Source organism: Marinobacter sp. L-46 (assembly GCF_056859535.1).
Genome location: NZ_JBSXOP010000070.1, coordinates 50,427 through 63,757 on the forward strand (window position 1 = coordinate 50,427; position 13,331 = coordinate 63,757).

General features: G+C 57.7%; 12 protein-coding genes. 4 read left to right on the forward strand and 8 right to left on the reverse strand.

Features of this window, described 5'->3' with window-relative positions:
* Positions 1 to 4: 4 nt before the first annotated feature.
* The 7 genes from AC13DJ_RS11065 to AC13DJ_RS11095 all read right to left on the reverse strand — a co-directional run bounded on the left by AC13DJ_RS11065 (position 5) and on the right by AC13DJ_RS11095 (position 7,731).
* Positions 5 to 1,501 (reverse strand): flavin-containing monooxygenase, encoded by a 1,497-nt coding sequence (locus AC13DJ_RS11065; RefSeq protein WP_474540748.1) that lies wholly within the window; start codon positions 1,499 to 1,501, stop codon positions 5 to 7.
* 100 nt (positions 1,502 to 1,601) lie between these two features.
* Positions 1,602 to 2,723, reverse strand: coding sequence for a sulfate/molybdate ABC transporter ATP-binding protein (locus AC13DJ_RS11070; RefSeq protein WP_474540747.1), 1,122 nt, complete (start codon positions 2,721 to 2,723; stop codon positions 1,602 to 1,604).
* A 1-nt stretch (position 2,724) separates the two neighbouring features.
* Positions 2,725 to 3,582, reverse strand: a complete 858-nt coding sequence (gene cysW / locus AC13DJ_RS11075; protein ID WP_058340951.1) for a sulfate ABC transporter permease subunit CysW — start codon at positions 3,580 to 3,582, stop codon at positions 2,725 to 2,727.
* Positions 3,583 to 4,455 carry a sulfate ABC transporter permease subunit CysT gene (gene cysT / locus AC13DJ_RS11080; RefSeq protein WP_474540746.1) on the reverse strand — a complete coding sequence of 291 codons (873 nt, stop codon included), beginning with the start codon at positions 4,453 to 4,455 and terminating at the stop codon, positions 3,583 to 3,585.
* Between the two features lie 9 nt (positions 4,456 to 4,464).
* On the reverse strand, positions 4,465 to 5,466 hold the full coding sequence (cysP, locus tag AC13DJ_RS11085) for a thiosulfate ABC transporter substrate-binding protein CysP (RefSeq protein WP_482933651.1): 1,002 nt from the start codon (positions 5,464 to 5,466) through the stop codon (positions 4,465 to 4,467).
* Between the two features lie 109 nt (positions 5,467 to 5,575).
* Positions 5,576 to 6,544 (reverse strand): beta-ketoacyl-ACP synthase III, encoded by a 969-nt coding sequence (locus AC13DJ_RS11090; protein ID WP_058340948.1) that lies wholly within the window; start codon positions 6,542 to 6,544, stop codon positions 5,576 to 5,578.
* Between the two features lie 131 nt (positions 6,545 to 6,675).
* Positions 6,676 to 7,731 (reverse strand): NAD(P)-dependent alcohol dehydrogenase, encoded by a 1,056-nt coding sequence (locus AC13DJ_RS11095; protein ID WP_482933650.1) that lies wholly within the window; start codon positions 7,729 to 7,731, stop codon positions 6,676 to 6,678.
* Positions 7,732 to 7,854: 123 nt separating this feature from the next.
* Here AC13DJ_RS11095 and AC13DJ_RS11100 point away from each other — a divergent pair, with 123 nt between their 5' ends.
* A complete protein-coding gene (locus AC13DJ_RS11100) occupies positions 7,855 to 8,427 on the forward strand; it encodes a hypothetical protein (protein WP_094625131.1) in 573 nt (190 codons plus the stop codon).
* Between the two features lie 64 nt (positions 8,428 to 8,491).
* Positions 8,492 to 9,940 carry a malate:quinone oxidoreductase gene (locus AC13DJ_RS11105; protein ID WP_482933649.1) on the forward strand — a complete coding sequence of 483 codons (1,449 nt, stop codon included), beginning with the start codon at positions 8,492 to 8,494 and terminating at the stop codon, positions 9,938 to 9,940.
* A gap of 12 nt (positions 9,941 to 9,952) precedes the next feature.
* Here AC13DJ_RS11105 and AC13DJ_RS11110 read toward each other — a convergent pair whose 3' ends face one another.
* Positions 9,953 to 11,221 carry a tyrosine-type recombinase/integrase gene (locus AC13DJ_RS11110; RefSeq protein WP_482933648.1) on the reverse strand — a complete coding sequence of 423 codons (1,269 nt, stop codon included), beginning with the start codon at positions 11,219 to 11,221 and terminating at the stop codon, positions 9,953 to 9,955.
* Positions 11,222 to 11,405: 184 nt separating this feature from the next.
* Between AC13DJ_RS11110 and AC13DJ_RS11115 the strand changes: the two genes are divergently transcribed.
* Positions 11,406 to 11,792: a hypothetical protein gene (locus AC13DJ_RS11115; protein WP_482933647.1), complete on the forward strand. Its 387-nt coding sequence runs from the start codon at positions 11,406 to 11,408 to the stop codon at positions 11,790 to 11,792.
* A gap of 228 nt (positions 11,793 to 12,020) precedes the next feature.
* Positions 12,021 to 13,274 carry a sodium:proton antiporter NhaD gene (gene nhaD / locus AC13DJ_RS11120; RefSeq protein ID WP_482933646.1) on the forward strand — a complete coding sequence of 418 codons (1,254 nt, stop codon included), beginning with the start codon at positions 12,021 to 12,023 and terminating at the stop codon, positions 13,272 to 13,274.
* Positions 13,275 to 13,331: the final 57 nt, after the last annotated feature.

Sequence of the window (13,331 nt, forward strand, 5' to 3'; positions counted from 1 at the left end):
GGAGTCAGGCGTTTTCGGAGCGGGGTTTCAGGAACTGATAGTCGGCTGTATCGACAAACCGTGTGGCAAAGCGGTAACTGAAGGTAAAGCCTGGCCAGTTCACAGTGTTGCGACCGTGCTCATCCAGGTACCAGGAGGTACAGCCGGCCTCCCACACGCTGCCGTCCAGCCCTCTTTGTACCACCTGGCTGTAACGGCTCTGGCGGTCTTCCCGCACATCCATTGCCTGCCCCGGATAGCGGGACAGCGCCCTGAGCGCGCTCAACACGTAGCGGAACTGGGATTCCAGCATGTACAGAATAGAGTTATGGGCCAGGTTGGTGTTGGGGCCATACAACATGAACAGGTTCGGAAATCCGCTTACGGTGATGCCTTTGAATGCCTTGCTGCCATTGGCCCAGGCCTCGTTCAGGGACACGCCGTTGCGACCGGTAATGTGGATGGGCGACAGGAATTCGGTGGCCCGGAAGCCGGTGCCGAAAATGATCACATCCGCAGGCCGGTGTTCACCGGTTTCCGACACCACGCCCGTTTCGTCAAACCGGGTGATGCCACCGGTGATCAGGTTCACGTGGGGCTCGTTTACGGCCCGGTACCAGTCGTTGGAAATCAGGATGCGCTTGCAGCCAATCCGGTATTCCGGAATCAATTCGGCGAGCTTGCCCGGGTCAGTTACCCAGCGGCGCGCTTCGTTGCGGGCGCGATTGGCAAAGAACTTGAGTAATCCCGAGAAACGGGTGAACGCCAGGGCGCGCACTTCGTTCTTCAGGTAAATCATCCCGCGATACAGCCGGTCCCACAGGGGCAGCTTTGCGAACAGTGTTTGTTCCAGCGGGGTGAAGGTTTTGTCCGGTTTGGGCAGCACCCACGCGGCAGAGCGCTGGTAAAGGTCCAAATGGGCCGCCTTCGCGGTGATTTCCGGCACAAACTGGATGGCGCTCGCGCCGGTGCCGATGACGGCAACCCGTTTGCCCTCCAGGTTGATGTCGTGGTTCCAGCGGGCGGAATGGAAACTCTCACCGCCGAAATCCTCCAGGCCGGGAATATCCGGCATGGCAGGGCGGTTAAGCTGACCGGTTGCGGTGATCAGTACATCGGCCCGGAAAGTGTCGCCGGCGCCGGTGGTTATCTGCCATTGGTTGGTCTGTTCGTCAAACTCGGCGGATTCCACCGTCTGGTTGAAGCGGATCAGGGGCTCGAGGTTGTGTTTGGGAACGCAGGATTCGATGTAATCCAGAATCTCGGGCTGGGTGCCGAATTTCCGGGTCCAGTCGTGTTTGGGCTCAAACGAGTAGGAATACAGGTGCGATTGCACGTCGCAGGCGGCACCGGGGTAGGTGTTGTCCCGCCAGGTTCCGCCCACGGCCCCCGCTTTTTCCAGCAGGGTAATGTCGCGGATACCCGCTTTCTGCAGCTGGATGGCCATGCCAATGCCACCAAAACCGGTGCCGATGATAATAACCGAAGGGGATTTGTGCTGCTGTTTCCGGCGTCGTGTCATGGAGACTGCTTCCTGGACGTTTGTTTTTATATGACACGACTATAACCGGCTGACGCCGGAACCAAAAGACTGTTTCAATCAGATCCGATGGCCGGAACGCTCACATATTGGCAGCGCTGGCGTGGGCAGTATTGTGCCAGTCGACGGTTTCCGGCTGGGCGCTGTCTCCGGCAAACAGATGGCCCACCGCAGGGATGGCGTACCACAACTCGCCCCGGGTGGGGTTATGGCGGGCAAACTCGCCATGGCTCATGCCGACTTCCCAGATTTCATTGCTTTCCCAGCCTTCCGGAGCCAGCTCGATACGCACCTCCGAACCAATCAGGCTGATGGCTTCAATCCGCAGCGGTAAGCGGGCGTGGGCCACCGGGGCCTTGGCCAGCTGCACTTCGTGGGAACGAAGGTACAACTGGGCCTCCTGGTTATTCACCACTCCTGGCAGGGCTATCCGTGCGTTGCCCTGCACCAGGCTCTGGCCTTTCACCACACCGGACAGCACGTTTACGTGGCCCAGGAAGTCGAACACAAAGCGACTTTCGGGGCGAGCATACAGGCCAGTCGGACTGTTGACCTGCTCCACCTTGCCCTGACTCATTACGACCACCTGGTCAGACAGTTCCAGCGCTTCTTCCTGATCGTGGGTTACAAAGATACTGGTGAAGTGGAATTCATCGTGCAAGGCACGCAGCCAGCGGCGCAGATCCTTACGTACCTTGGCGTCCAGCGCGCCGAACGGTTCGTCCAGCAGCAGGATGCGTGGCTTGGTAGCCAGGGCCCGCGCCAGCGCGACCCGCTGCTTCTGGCCACCGGACAACTGGGCCGGATAGCGGTCTGCCAGCTGTGGCAGCTGAATCATTTCCAGCAGTTTCGCTACCCGTGCGTTGATTTCCTGCTTCGAGGGCCGGCTCCTGCGGGGCAGGGATTCCAGGCCGAAGGCGATGTTCTGGGCGACCGTCAGGTGCTTGAACAGGGCGTAGTGCTGGAAAACAAAACCGATGTTTCTGTCCCGAACGTGCAGGTTACTGACATCATCACCACCAAACAGCACCCGGCCGGAATCCGACGATTCCAGCCCGGCAATAATCCGTAGCAACGTGGTCTTGCCGGAACCGGATGGCCCGAGCAGGGCGGTCAGCTTGCCTTCCGGTATATCCAGCGAGACATCGTTCAGGGCCTGGAACTTGCCGAAAGATTTCTTGATGCGATCGATTGTGATGCTCATATCATGCACCTCCTGTTTTCGGCGCCGGGTGTTCAATTCGGGACTGTCGCCATTCCACAATGGCCTTGGCGATCAGTGTCAGTATGGCGATAGCCGCCAGCAGCGAGGCCGCGGCAAACGCGCCGGCCACGTTGTAATCCTGATAAAGCAGTTCAACATGCAGCGGTAAGGTATTGGTTTGTCCGCGAACATTGCCGGACACCACAGACACCGCACCAAACTCGCCCACGGCCCGGGCGTTGGTGAGCACCACGCCGTAAATCAATGCCCATTTGATGTTGGGCAGGGTGATCTTGCGGAAAATCCGCCAGCCGGAGGCGCCCAGAACCACGCCGGCTTCTTCCTCTTCACTGCCTTGTTGCTGCATCAGCGGAATGAGTTCCCGGGCCACGAACGGGCAGGTCACAAACACCGTGACCATGACAATGCCGGGCCAGGCAAACATCAGCTGAACATCGTGGCTGCTCAGCCAGCCACCCAGCCAGCCGTTGCGTCCATACAGCAGCAGGTAAAGCAAACCGGCCACCACCGGAGACACGGCAAACGGAATATCAATCAGGGTGATCAGCAGTTTGCGGCCGGGAAAGCGGAACCGGGTAACGGCCCAGGCCAGTGCGGTACCGAACACCAGGTTCAGCGGCACCGTCAGCAGGGCCACCAGCAGCGTCAGCCCGATAGCGTGCAGGCTGTATTCGTCCAGAATGTTATCGCTGAAGGTGCTCCAGCCGGCACTCAGTGCTTCGGTAAAGATCACCACCACCGGAATGACCAGCAGAATCACGGTCAGGCTCACCGCGAGGCCGATCAGGCTTCGGCGAACCCAGGGCTGGTCACCGACTCTGTGCTGTTCCGCCGACATCTATCGACCCTCCAGCCGGCGCAGATACCGGCCTTGCCACAAGTTGATGGCGAACAGCAGCACCAGGGAGACCAACAAGACCATAGAGGCAATGGCACTGGCTGAGGCGTAGTCGTATTCCTGCAGGCGCACGAAGATCATCAGGCTGGTCACTTCGCTGACATAGGGGGTGTTGCCGGCAATAAAGATAATGGCGCCGAACTCACCCAGGCTGCGGGTGAAGGACAAGGCAATGCCGGTCACCAGGGCTGGCCACAGGGGCGGGAAAATCACTTTCCGGAAAACCCGGGAATCCGAGGCGCCAAGGCTGACAGCGGCCTCTTCATCGGCCGGAGATAGCTCTTCCAGAACCGGTTGAACGGTGCGCACCACAAACGGAATGCTGGTGAAGGCCATGGCGACCACGATACCCAGCGGGGTAAAGGCAACCTCAATACCGGCTTTTGCCAGCGCCTGGCCATACCAGCCGTTCTGTGCGAACAGGGTAGCCAGGGTGATGCCGGCAACCGCCGTGGGCAGGGCGAAGGGCAGGTCGACAACCGCATCGATCAGCCGCTTGCCGGGGAATTCATAGCGCACCAGCACCCAGGCCAGGAGCAACCCGAACAGGCCGTTGAACAACGAGGCTGCCAGCGCAGTCCAGAGAGTCACCTTGTAGGATTCGATCACCCGGGGATCGGTGATGGTGAATACGAACTGATCCCAGGTCATGCCGGAGGTTTCCACGACCAGCCCGGTCAGGGGCAGCAGCAACACGAGGCTGACAAAGAACAGGGAAATACCGAGGCTCAGACCAAACCCCGGTAACACCCGTTTGCTTCGACCGGCAAAGCGCCGCACGGGGGCGGCGCCTGCTTGAGCGGATACCGACATGCTCGCCTCTTACCGCCGACGCTGCAGCTGGTCGAGTTTGCCGCCACTGGTGAAGTGAACCTTCATGGCGTTTTCCCAGCCACCGGCGATTTCATCGATGGACTTGAGCTTGAGCTCCTTGAAGCGGTCGGCGTTCTCGGCTTTCACAACCTCATTGTGAACCCGGTAGTTAAAGCCGGCCAGCAGGCGCTGGGATTCTTCAGAATACAGATGGGTCAGGTATTCCTTCGCCAGTTCTTCGGTGCCGTTCTGCCTTACGTAGTCATCAACCCAGGTGACCGGGAACTCGGCCAGGAAGCTCACGTTGGGGGTGACCACTTCGTACTCATCGCCCAGACGGTCGGCCAGGTTGAGTACTTCGGATTCAAAGGTCAGCAGCGCATCGCCAATGCCACGCTCAACGAAGGTGGTGGTGGCTCCACGGCCGCCGCTGTCGAATACCCGTACCTGGCCCAGGAAATCCGCCAGGAACTGGTCAACCTTGTCCTGATCGTCGCCGAATGTGTCCTGGGCATAACCCAGCGCGGCCAGGTAGGTGTAACGGCCGTTACCGGAGGTTTTCGGGTTCGGCATTACCAGGGCCACGTCTTCGCGAACCAGGTCATCCCAGTTCTGGATGTTCTTCGGGTTGTCCTTGCGAACCAGGAACGCCATGGTGGAATAGTAAGGGGAGCTGTTGTTGGGCAGGCGCTCGGCCCAGTTTTCGGGGATCAGGTTGCCGCGTTCGTGCAGGATGTCGATGTCTGTTACCTGATTGAAGGTAGCTACATCGGCTTTCAGGCCCTGAATGATGGCCTGGGCCTGCTTGGACGAACCGGCGTGGGACTGGTTAACTTCAAGGGTTTCACCGGTCTTTTCCTGCCAGTGCTTCTTGAATTCCACGTTGTAGGCGGCGAACAGCTCGCGGGCAATATCGTAAGAGGTATTGAGTAGCTCCCGGTCAGCGGCAAGGGCTGGTTGGGCGGAGAGCAGGGCAGCGCCCAGTGCAAATCCTTTTAGCAGGTGTTTCATGGAAAGCTCCTCAGATTGGAATCAGTGAATCTGAGGAGCAATCTAGCAAAGGTTTCTAAGAACTAAAAATACTAAAAATAAATAATAAAAGCACTTAAGGGAATATGCGTCAGTACTTCAACAGGGCGGAACCCCAGGTAAAGCCACCGCCAAACGCTTCCAGCAACACCACCTGGCCCCGCTGAATGCGACCATCCCGAACGGCTTCATCCAGCGCCAGGGGCACAGAGGCGGCCGAGGTGTTGCCATGGCGGTTAACGGTGACCACAACCTGGTCCATCGACATACCGAGCTTGCGGGCGGTTGCGGAAATAATCCGCAGGTTGGCCTGGTGCGGCACCAGCCAGTCAATGTCGGATTTCTCCATCTGATTGGCTTCGAGGGTTTCATCGACGATCCTGCCCAGGGTGTTTACCGCCACCTTGAACACTTCGTTACCCTTCATCTCTACAAACGCCTTGCCGGCCTTTACCGCATCGAAGTCGTTGGCGACACCGCAGGGCACGTGCAGCAACTCTTCATAGCGGCCATCGGCGTGCAGGTGTGTAGACAAAATGCCGGTTTCTTCGCTGGCCTCGAGAATTACCGCGCCGGCACCATCGCCGAACAATACGCAGGTGCCCCGATCGTCCCAGTTGAGAATGCGGGAGAATACCTCGGCTCCAATCACCAGCGCCTTTTTGCTGGAGCCGGTACGGATGAACTTTTCCGCAGTGGCGAGGGCATACACAAAGCCGCTGCACACGGCCTGGATATCGAACGCGGGGCAGCCCTCGATGCCAAGGCGGGCCTGCAGAATACAGGCACAGCTGGGGAAGACCTTGTCGGGCGTGGTAGTGGCAAACACAATCAGGTCGATGTCTTTGGCATCGATGCCCGCGGCTTCAATGGCCCTCAGGGCAGCCTGTTCGGCAAGGTCTACGGTGGTCTGGCCGGGCAGGGCGATATGGCGTTGTTCGATGCCGGTGCGTTCACGGATCCACTGGTCAGAGGTGTCTACCCGCTGTTCCAGGTCCTTGTTGGTCACAATGTTGTCCGGCAGGTAGGAGCCGGTTCCGGCAATGCGTGCAAAGGTCATTCGGCTTGTCCAGGGTCAGAGTCGATAACAATAGACCCATGCTAACCCTTTGCAACCGGATTGGTTATTAGCGGATTGTCAAAGACCGCCCGGGCAGGATATTTCCCGCCCGGGCGCTTTCGGCGGGCTGATCAGCCCTGTTTGAGCGTCTTCATATCAATCACGAAACGGTACTTCACGTCGCCTTTTTTCATGCGCTCGTAGGCTTCATTGATGTTGCGGATGTCCAGCATCTCGATATCACAGGTGATGTCGTGCTCGGCACAGAAATCCAGCACCTCCTGGGTTTCCGGCATGCCACCGATCAGGGAACCGGCAATCACCCGGCGCTTGGTAACCAGCAGCCCGGCTTGCAGCGCTGGCTCAACCGGCGTCAGCAGGCCCACCAGAATATGGGTGCCATCGTGCTTCAGGCATTTCAGGTAGGGGTTCAGGTCGTGGGCCACCGGAATGGTGTCGAGCAGGAAGTCGAAGGAGTTGGCCGCTGCCTTCATCTGCGCCTCATCGGTAGAGATGATCACACGGTCTGCGCCCTGTTTCTTCGCTTCCGCTACCTTGGCCTCGGAGCGGGTGAAGATAGTCACTTCCGCGCCCAGCGCCTTGGCGAATTTCACACCCATGTGGCCAAGGCCGCCCATGCCCAGAACGCCGACCTTGTGGCCCTTGCCGACGTTGAAGTACTTCAGGGGCGAGTAGGTGGTGATGCCCGCACACAGAATCGGTGCCGCGGCAGCCGGGTCGAGTTTCTCTGGCACGCGAACCACAAAGCGTTCGCTGACCACGATTCTCTCCGAGTATCCACCGTGGGTAACGGTGCCATCGTGCCGGTCCAGGCTGCCATAGGTCATGGTAGAGCCTTCATCGCAATATTGCTCCAGCCCGGATTCGCAGGCGGAACAGGTACGGCAGCTGTCTACCATACAGCCCACGCCCACCAGGTCACCCTCTTTGTAGGCTTTTACATCCGGACCTACGGCGGTTACCCGGCCCACAATCTCGTGCCCGGGAATAACCGGATACTTCGAGCCGCCCCAATCGTTCTCGACGGTGTGGAGATCGCTGTGGCAGACACCGCAGTAGTCGATTTCGATGGCTACGTCGTCGGCACGCAGCTCCCGGCGGTCAATGGCGTAGGGGGCCAGGCCGGAATCCGGCGCAGTGGCGGCGTATGCTTTGGTATTTGCCATTCGATTACTCCTTTTCGGTTTTAATACAGGGGTCACGGTACCGGTACGATATGACCGTTATCGTATGTTACCCGACATTCGTCGGTTGTAACCTACGTATTCCAGACCATCAGGGATGACCAGATGACACAGATGAAATCTCTCAGGGCGTTCGGCGTTGCCGGGTCCCTGGCCTTGGCCGGGCTGGTAGCCGGCTGTATGCCCGGCACCATCGCCACCGGCGTGGGTACCGGCTTTGTGTATGAACAGAAGCAGGACCACAAACACCGCCATGAAGTAGAGCGGGCCATCGATCAATATGTGCAGGACCATGCCAACTCACCCTGCCGGCACGGCGAAGACCGGGTGATGGAATCCGCCACAGAGATCCTCAGGGAATACCGGCTGACCGGTGTGAATGAAGTGCTCAGCCGCCTTGAACGGATTTACAAAGATGATAGCCAGCCGGACCAGGTCAGGGCCGGGGCGCTGTACAACATGGCTGTACTGGAATCCCGCCGCAAAGAGCCGAACAAGGTGCGGGCAAGGGAGTATTTCAAACGCCTTTATGTAGAGTTCCCGAACGAATACCGATGCATCTTTGCAGAGTCTGACTGGCGGGATTCGATGATAGAACAGCAGTTGCTGCTGCCCGGAGAAACCGTGGAGTCCTTTTTGCGTGATGCCCGTGAGGATGTAGAGCACATGCAGCAGTAGGAGTACACTGGCCAAAAGGCTTTGATGAGCAAACTCCTACAACCGACTCGGGCGGGCACAGGCTATGAAGGTAATTGTTATCGGCGCAGGCATTATGGGTGTCACCCTTGCCACACTGGCAAAGGAACTGGCACCCGAGCTGGATATCACCATACTGGAACGGCTGGATGGCCCGGGGGCAGGGAACTCCTGGGTGTTCAACAACGCTGGTACCGGTCACGAAGCCAACTGTGAGCTGAATTACACCCCGGTAGACGGTGAGGTTATCTCCGTTGAAAAGGCCCTGAAGATCCACGCCCAGTTTAACGTGGCCAAGCAATTCTGGGCGTACCTGGTAGAAAAGGGTGCCATTAAAGACCCCTCTACGTTCATCAACCAGACCAAGCACTGCACCCTGGTCTCGGAATCCTTCATTGAAGAGCTGGCGCTTCGGCACAAGGAAATGTCTGGCCATCATTTCTTCGAAAGTATGCGGTATTCCGATGATTTTGATGAGATAAAAAGCTGGATCCCTTTCACCATGGAAGGCCGGCCGCGCCATGAAAAGATGGCTGCCACGGTGATTGAAACCGGCACGGATGTGAACTTCGGCTCTCTGACAGAACAAATGGCTGCGTACGCTGACCGGGATTTGGGCGTGGCCATTGAGTACGGTGTACACGTAAAGCGGGCACACCGCAGCCCCGCCGGCAGCTGGGTGCTGGAAACCGAGCGCAACGGCACGTCCACCCAATATAAAGCTGACGTACTGTTTGTTGGCGCCGGCGGTGGCGCCTTCCCGCTCCTGAAACGGAGCCATTTGCCGTTTGCCAGGCGTTTCGCCGGCTTCCCGGTGGGTGGCCGTTTCCTGCAGGCGCCGGTTACGCCGGAGCAGGCTGACCAATACCGCGCCAAAACCTATGGCCGGGCAGAAGTGGGCGCCCCCCCGATGTCTGTTCCGCACCTGGATCTGCGGGTGGCCAATGGCCAGCATTACCTGTTATTCGGGCCGTTTGCCTCGTTTAAGCCGGTTCTTGAGAAAGGACGGGGCTTTGTTGATTACCTCCGCTCCATGCGCCTGCATGACATTCCGGGCCTGTTGAGCGTGGCCATGGAGAACTTCCCGCTGGTGAAATACCTGGTCTCCGAGACCTTCAAAGGCGAGCAGAGCATGCTGGATTCGCTGGAGAAATTCGCCCCCGGGCTCGGTGACAAGTTCAACTGGCAAGCCGTGGAAGCCGGGCAGCGGGTACAGATCATTAAAGATGGCGACCTGCAGATGGGCACGGAGATTATCGTGTCCAGCGACAAGACCTATGGCACCTTGCTGGGCGCATCGCCCGGAGCCTCGGTTTCGCCGGAAGTGATGTTGCGCGCACTGGAACAGCTGATGCCCGCGCGGTTAAACACAGAGGAAGCCAGGAGCAAGCTAAAAGCAATCTTTCCGGAAGATAACCTGGAAATCCTTGCCAACGATGCTGAGCGCTACCGCGAAATTCGTGACGGGGTAAACCATTCGCTAGGCATCGTTTAACAGAACCAGCAGTTACACCCGCCGGCGACGGCCTTCTGTTCGCCTGCGGGCCTGTTCCGAGTTTACGTAGACGGATTCCGTGAAGGTGGCATTGGCGTGGCCGAGCTCTTCACTGATGTGGCGGATATCCGCGCCGGCCTCGATGGCCTGGCTGGCACCGGTGTGGCGCAGGTAATGGGTTTCGGAGCGAATCGCCAGCATTTGCCTGGCTTCGTCCATGAACCCTTCACGCTCCATACGGTCCGCGGTGGCGACCATGGCTTGTTCGTAGATCCGTTGCACCTGGCGCTTGCCGATGGCATCGCCCTTGGCTGAGGGCAGAATGGGCGTGGATTCTCCGGGCACCGGCAACGGAGAAGGCAGGCCCAGATGACCTCGCCAGCGCTTCAGGTAATCCAGGTAGGCGTCTGGCAGGGTAACTTGCCGGGTTTTGTCTCCTTTACCGAACACCGAGTACACCCAGTAGGGTTCGCCATCGACAATGGTTCGGCGGAAATCACCAAAGCAGGGGGTACGCACCTGGTTCCGGTCCACTGGTCGCGGTGCCAGTTCGCTGACCCGCAGAAACAGGCTTTTCATGGTGACGATCACAAACAGGTTACGCTCGAATTTCGGGTTGCTGTCCGCCAGTTCGGTGAGGGTTTCCAGCAGGAACGACCATTGCCAGTCTGTCAGCCGCCGCACTTCGGCGTCCCGGTCCTGATTCAGGTTGGGTTTGGCGTTCCGGTCCCGCTTGCGGACATCAATCAGTGGATTTTTGGGCAGATAATCATGGGCCACCAGGTATTTGAAGAAGGTCTGCAGTGCCGTGCGGCTGGCGTTCAGGCTGGCCTGGGTAACAGAGTAGGGCGCCTGTACGGCTTTGGATCGAAGCGCCATGGGTCGCCAGTCCGGATTGGAACGACGCAGGTCCGCCTGTGAGACAAATGCCGGATAGATCCCACGGGATATCCAGGGAGCCGGAGGGGTTTTCAAAAAGGCAAAGTAGCCTGTGATCAGGTCGCTGTCTGCCTGGGCAAGGTGACGGCGGGCAATCAGCCAGGTGTAGTTGAGAAAACGCTGGATTTCGCTTCGAAAACGGTTGTATGTGCCGGAAACATCGCTGTACTTTTCGAGGAAGCGGCGGGCGGTGTAGAAGTCCTGACGGGCTTTGTCCGGGTTGATGGGCACCGCATCCAGCGCTGCACGCAGATCCGGATACAGCGCAAGCTCGGCCTGTTCGTGGATGAGATCAGCGGTGTCAAACAGCGGAAAACCGGGAAATCCGGGCCTGGCGTTCATCTGGGCAGCCTTGTTTGCGAAGTGTGTTGTACGGTCGGGAAGCCTGAAATGTCCAATACTCCTAAATATTGGACATATTGAGAGTTTATACAATTCAGTGAGTTATCGCCAACTCTTCATGCAGTAACTCTCAAGCGTTTCGGCGCATCAGCAATCTCTCTCTGCTTCAGTTGATGCGACGAAAATGGAGTTTCAGCAAGTTATGGATACAAAAAACGGCTTATCGGGATTGGTAACCGCCGCTGTGTTCTCGGTGTGCCTGTTTGCGTTTCCTTCAGGTGCAGAGACGCTATGGGATGAACAACCTGCGGTCGTCGAGTTTTCTGTGCCCGTCGAACGGGTAGAGAAAGCGTCAATCTCGGAAGACGGGCTTCTATGGATTGTTCTCGACGACCAGGGCCGAACTGAGCTCCACGAAATGACCAGGGCAAACCTCGGCCAGCCCGTGCAGATTGTGATGGCCGGCCAGGTTGTCCTGCGCTTTACCGTTACCACAGAGTTGGAAAGTGGCCGGCTGCGTGTGCAGAATCCCCACCAGGGCTTGATTGAGGCTTTAGAGGCATTTCTGTGAAATACGGCGGGGCCTGTGTTTGCCATTCTGACGACATGAAGGGCTTACCTGTTTGAGCAGATACCCCCCATACCGTACTGCGTATAATGTATATTATGTTAAATGTAGTATAGGGATCTGCCCACTTACACTTTGTGATAAGCGCCATACAGGTTTAGAATCGCCAACGACTTTCCCGGCGGCTCATTCAGGGGCAGCTATTCCTTTTCTGCGGTTCAGGATCCTAATATGCCTGTTCTTGATGCTGTTCTGATTGCGGTTGCGGTACTTGCGCTTCTTGGCGTGATTTTCGAAGAAGTCATCCACGTTAATAAGGCAAAGACGACCCTGTTTTTTGGCACCCTGAGTTGGGTGGTGCTGTTTCTTTTCAGTTCCAGCCCGGATGAAACTGCCGCGGTCTCTGCCGGGCTGTCTGAAAGTATTGCCGAGATTGCCGGGCTCTGGTTGTTCCTGGTGGCGGCCATGACCTTCGTGGCTTACCTGAACAAGAAAGGCATGATCGAGAACATGATCTATCTGATCATGCCACGCAAAGTGACGGAACGCCGGTTGCTGTTTCTCACCGGGCTGTTCTGTTTTGTGTTTTCGTCGCTGGCGGACAATATCACCGCTACCCTCGTTTCCTGCTCACTGATCCTGTCCCTGAACCTTGAACTCAAGAAACGCCTGCAATTTATTGTTCTGGTAGTGTTTGCGGTGAACTCCGGTGGTGTCTCGCTGATTACCGGCGATGTAACCACGCTGATGATCTTCCTGGCCGACAAGGTAGAGATTCTGACATTGCTGACGCTGGCCATTCCGGCTTCGATCACGGTGTTTATCCTGGCGGTGTTCCTCTCCGGCGGGCTGTCCGGAACGGTGACGCTGCAAGCCAGCTCCAATGAAGTGCGAAAGGTTGATGTGATTATCGCGATTCTGTTCCTGGCGACCATTATCGGAACCATCAGTGGAAATGCCCTGTTTGGCATCCCGCCGGTTCTTACCTTTTTGTTCGGTCTTTCTATCATGTTCTTGGTGTCCCGGTTCATGAGCAGCAACGAAGACCTGGACCCGATCCTGGAATACATCCGCGTGATCGAGTTCGAAACCCTGCTGTTTTTCCTCGGTATTCTGTTGCTGGTGGGTATGCTCAAGGAAATCCACGCGCTGGATTCGCTGGTTGCCATCTATGACGTACTGCCGCCGGTCTACGCCAATTATCTGATGGGCATTTTCTCGGCGATTATCGACAACGTTCCGTTGACCGCTGCGTTGCTGAAATCCGGGATTGATATGAGCCCTGCAGAATGGATGGGGCTTACCTACGCCGTGGGCGTGGGTGGTTCTTTGCTGGTGATAGGCTCTGCCGCAGGCATTGTCGCCATGAGCAAGATTCAGGGACTCACCTTTGGCACCTACATGCGCTATGCCCTGCATTTGCTGGCCGCCTATACGCTGGGCTATGGCGGGGTGTTGTTACTCGGATCCTTTATAAACGGCTGAGCATGAAAAAGCCCGCGGGAAGAGGCTTCCGGCGGGCTTTGAGCCGTTGGGCGCGGG

Coding starts and splice junctions, on each gene's coding strand:
- AC13DJ_RS11065 (WP_474540748.1), bottom strand. CDS start 1,501: ATGACACGACGCCGGAAACAGCAGCACAAATCCCCTTCGGTTATTATC.
- AC13DJ_RS11070 (WP_474540747.1), bottom strand. CDS start 2,723: ATGAGCATCACAATCGATCGCATCAAGAAATCTTTCGGCAAGTTCCAG.
- cysW (WP_058340951.1), bottom strand. CDS start 3,582: ATGTCGGCGGAACAGCACAGAGTCGGTGACCAGCCCTGGGTTCGCCGA.
- cysT (WP_474540746.1), bottom strand. CDS start 4,455: ATGTCGGTATCCGCTCAAGCAGGCGCCGCCCCCGTGCGGCGCTTTGCC.
- cysP (WP_482933651.1), bottom strand. CDS start 5,466: ATGAAACACCTGCTAAAAGGATTTGCACTGGGCGCTGCCCTGCTCTCC.
- AC13DJ_RS11090 (WP_058340948.1), bottom strand. CDS start 6,544: ATGACCTTTGCACGCATTGCCGGAACCGGCTCCTACCTGCCGGACAAC.
- AC13DJ_RS11095 (WP_482933650.1), bottom strand. CDS start 7,731: ATGGCAAATACCAAAGCATACGCCGCCACTGCGCCGGATTCCGGCCTG.
- AC13DJ_RS11100 (WP_094625131.1), top strand. CDS start 7,855: ATGACACAGATGAAATCTCTCAGGGCGTTCGGCGTTGCCGGGTCCCTG.
- AC13DJ_RS11105 (WP_482933649.1), top strand. CDS start 8,492: ATGAAGGTAATTGTTATCGGCGCAGGCATTATGGGTGTCACCCTTGCC.
- AC13DJ_RS11110 (WP_482933648.1), bottom strand. CDS start 11,221: ATGAACGCCAGGCCCGGATTTCCCGGTTTTCCGCTGTTTGACACCGCT.
- AC13DJ_RS11115 (WP_482933647.1), top strand. CDS start 11,406: ATGGAGTTTCAGCAAGTTATGGATACAAAAAACGGCTTATCGGGATTG.
- nhaD (WP_482933646.1), top strand. CDS start 12,021: ATGCCTGTTCTTGATGCTGTTCTGATTGCGGTTGCGGTACTTGCGCTT.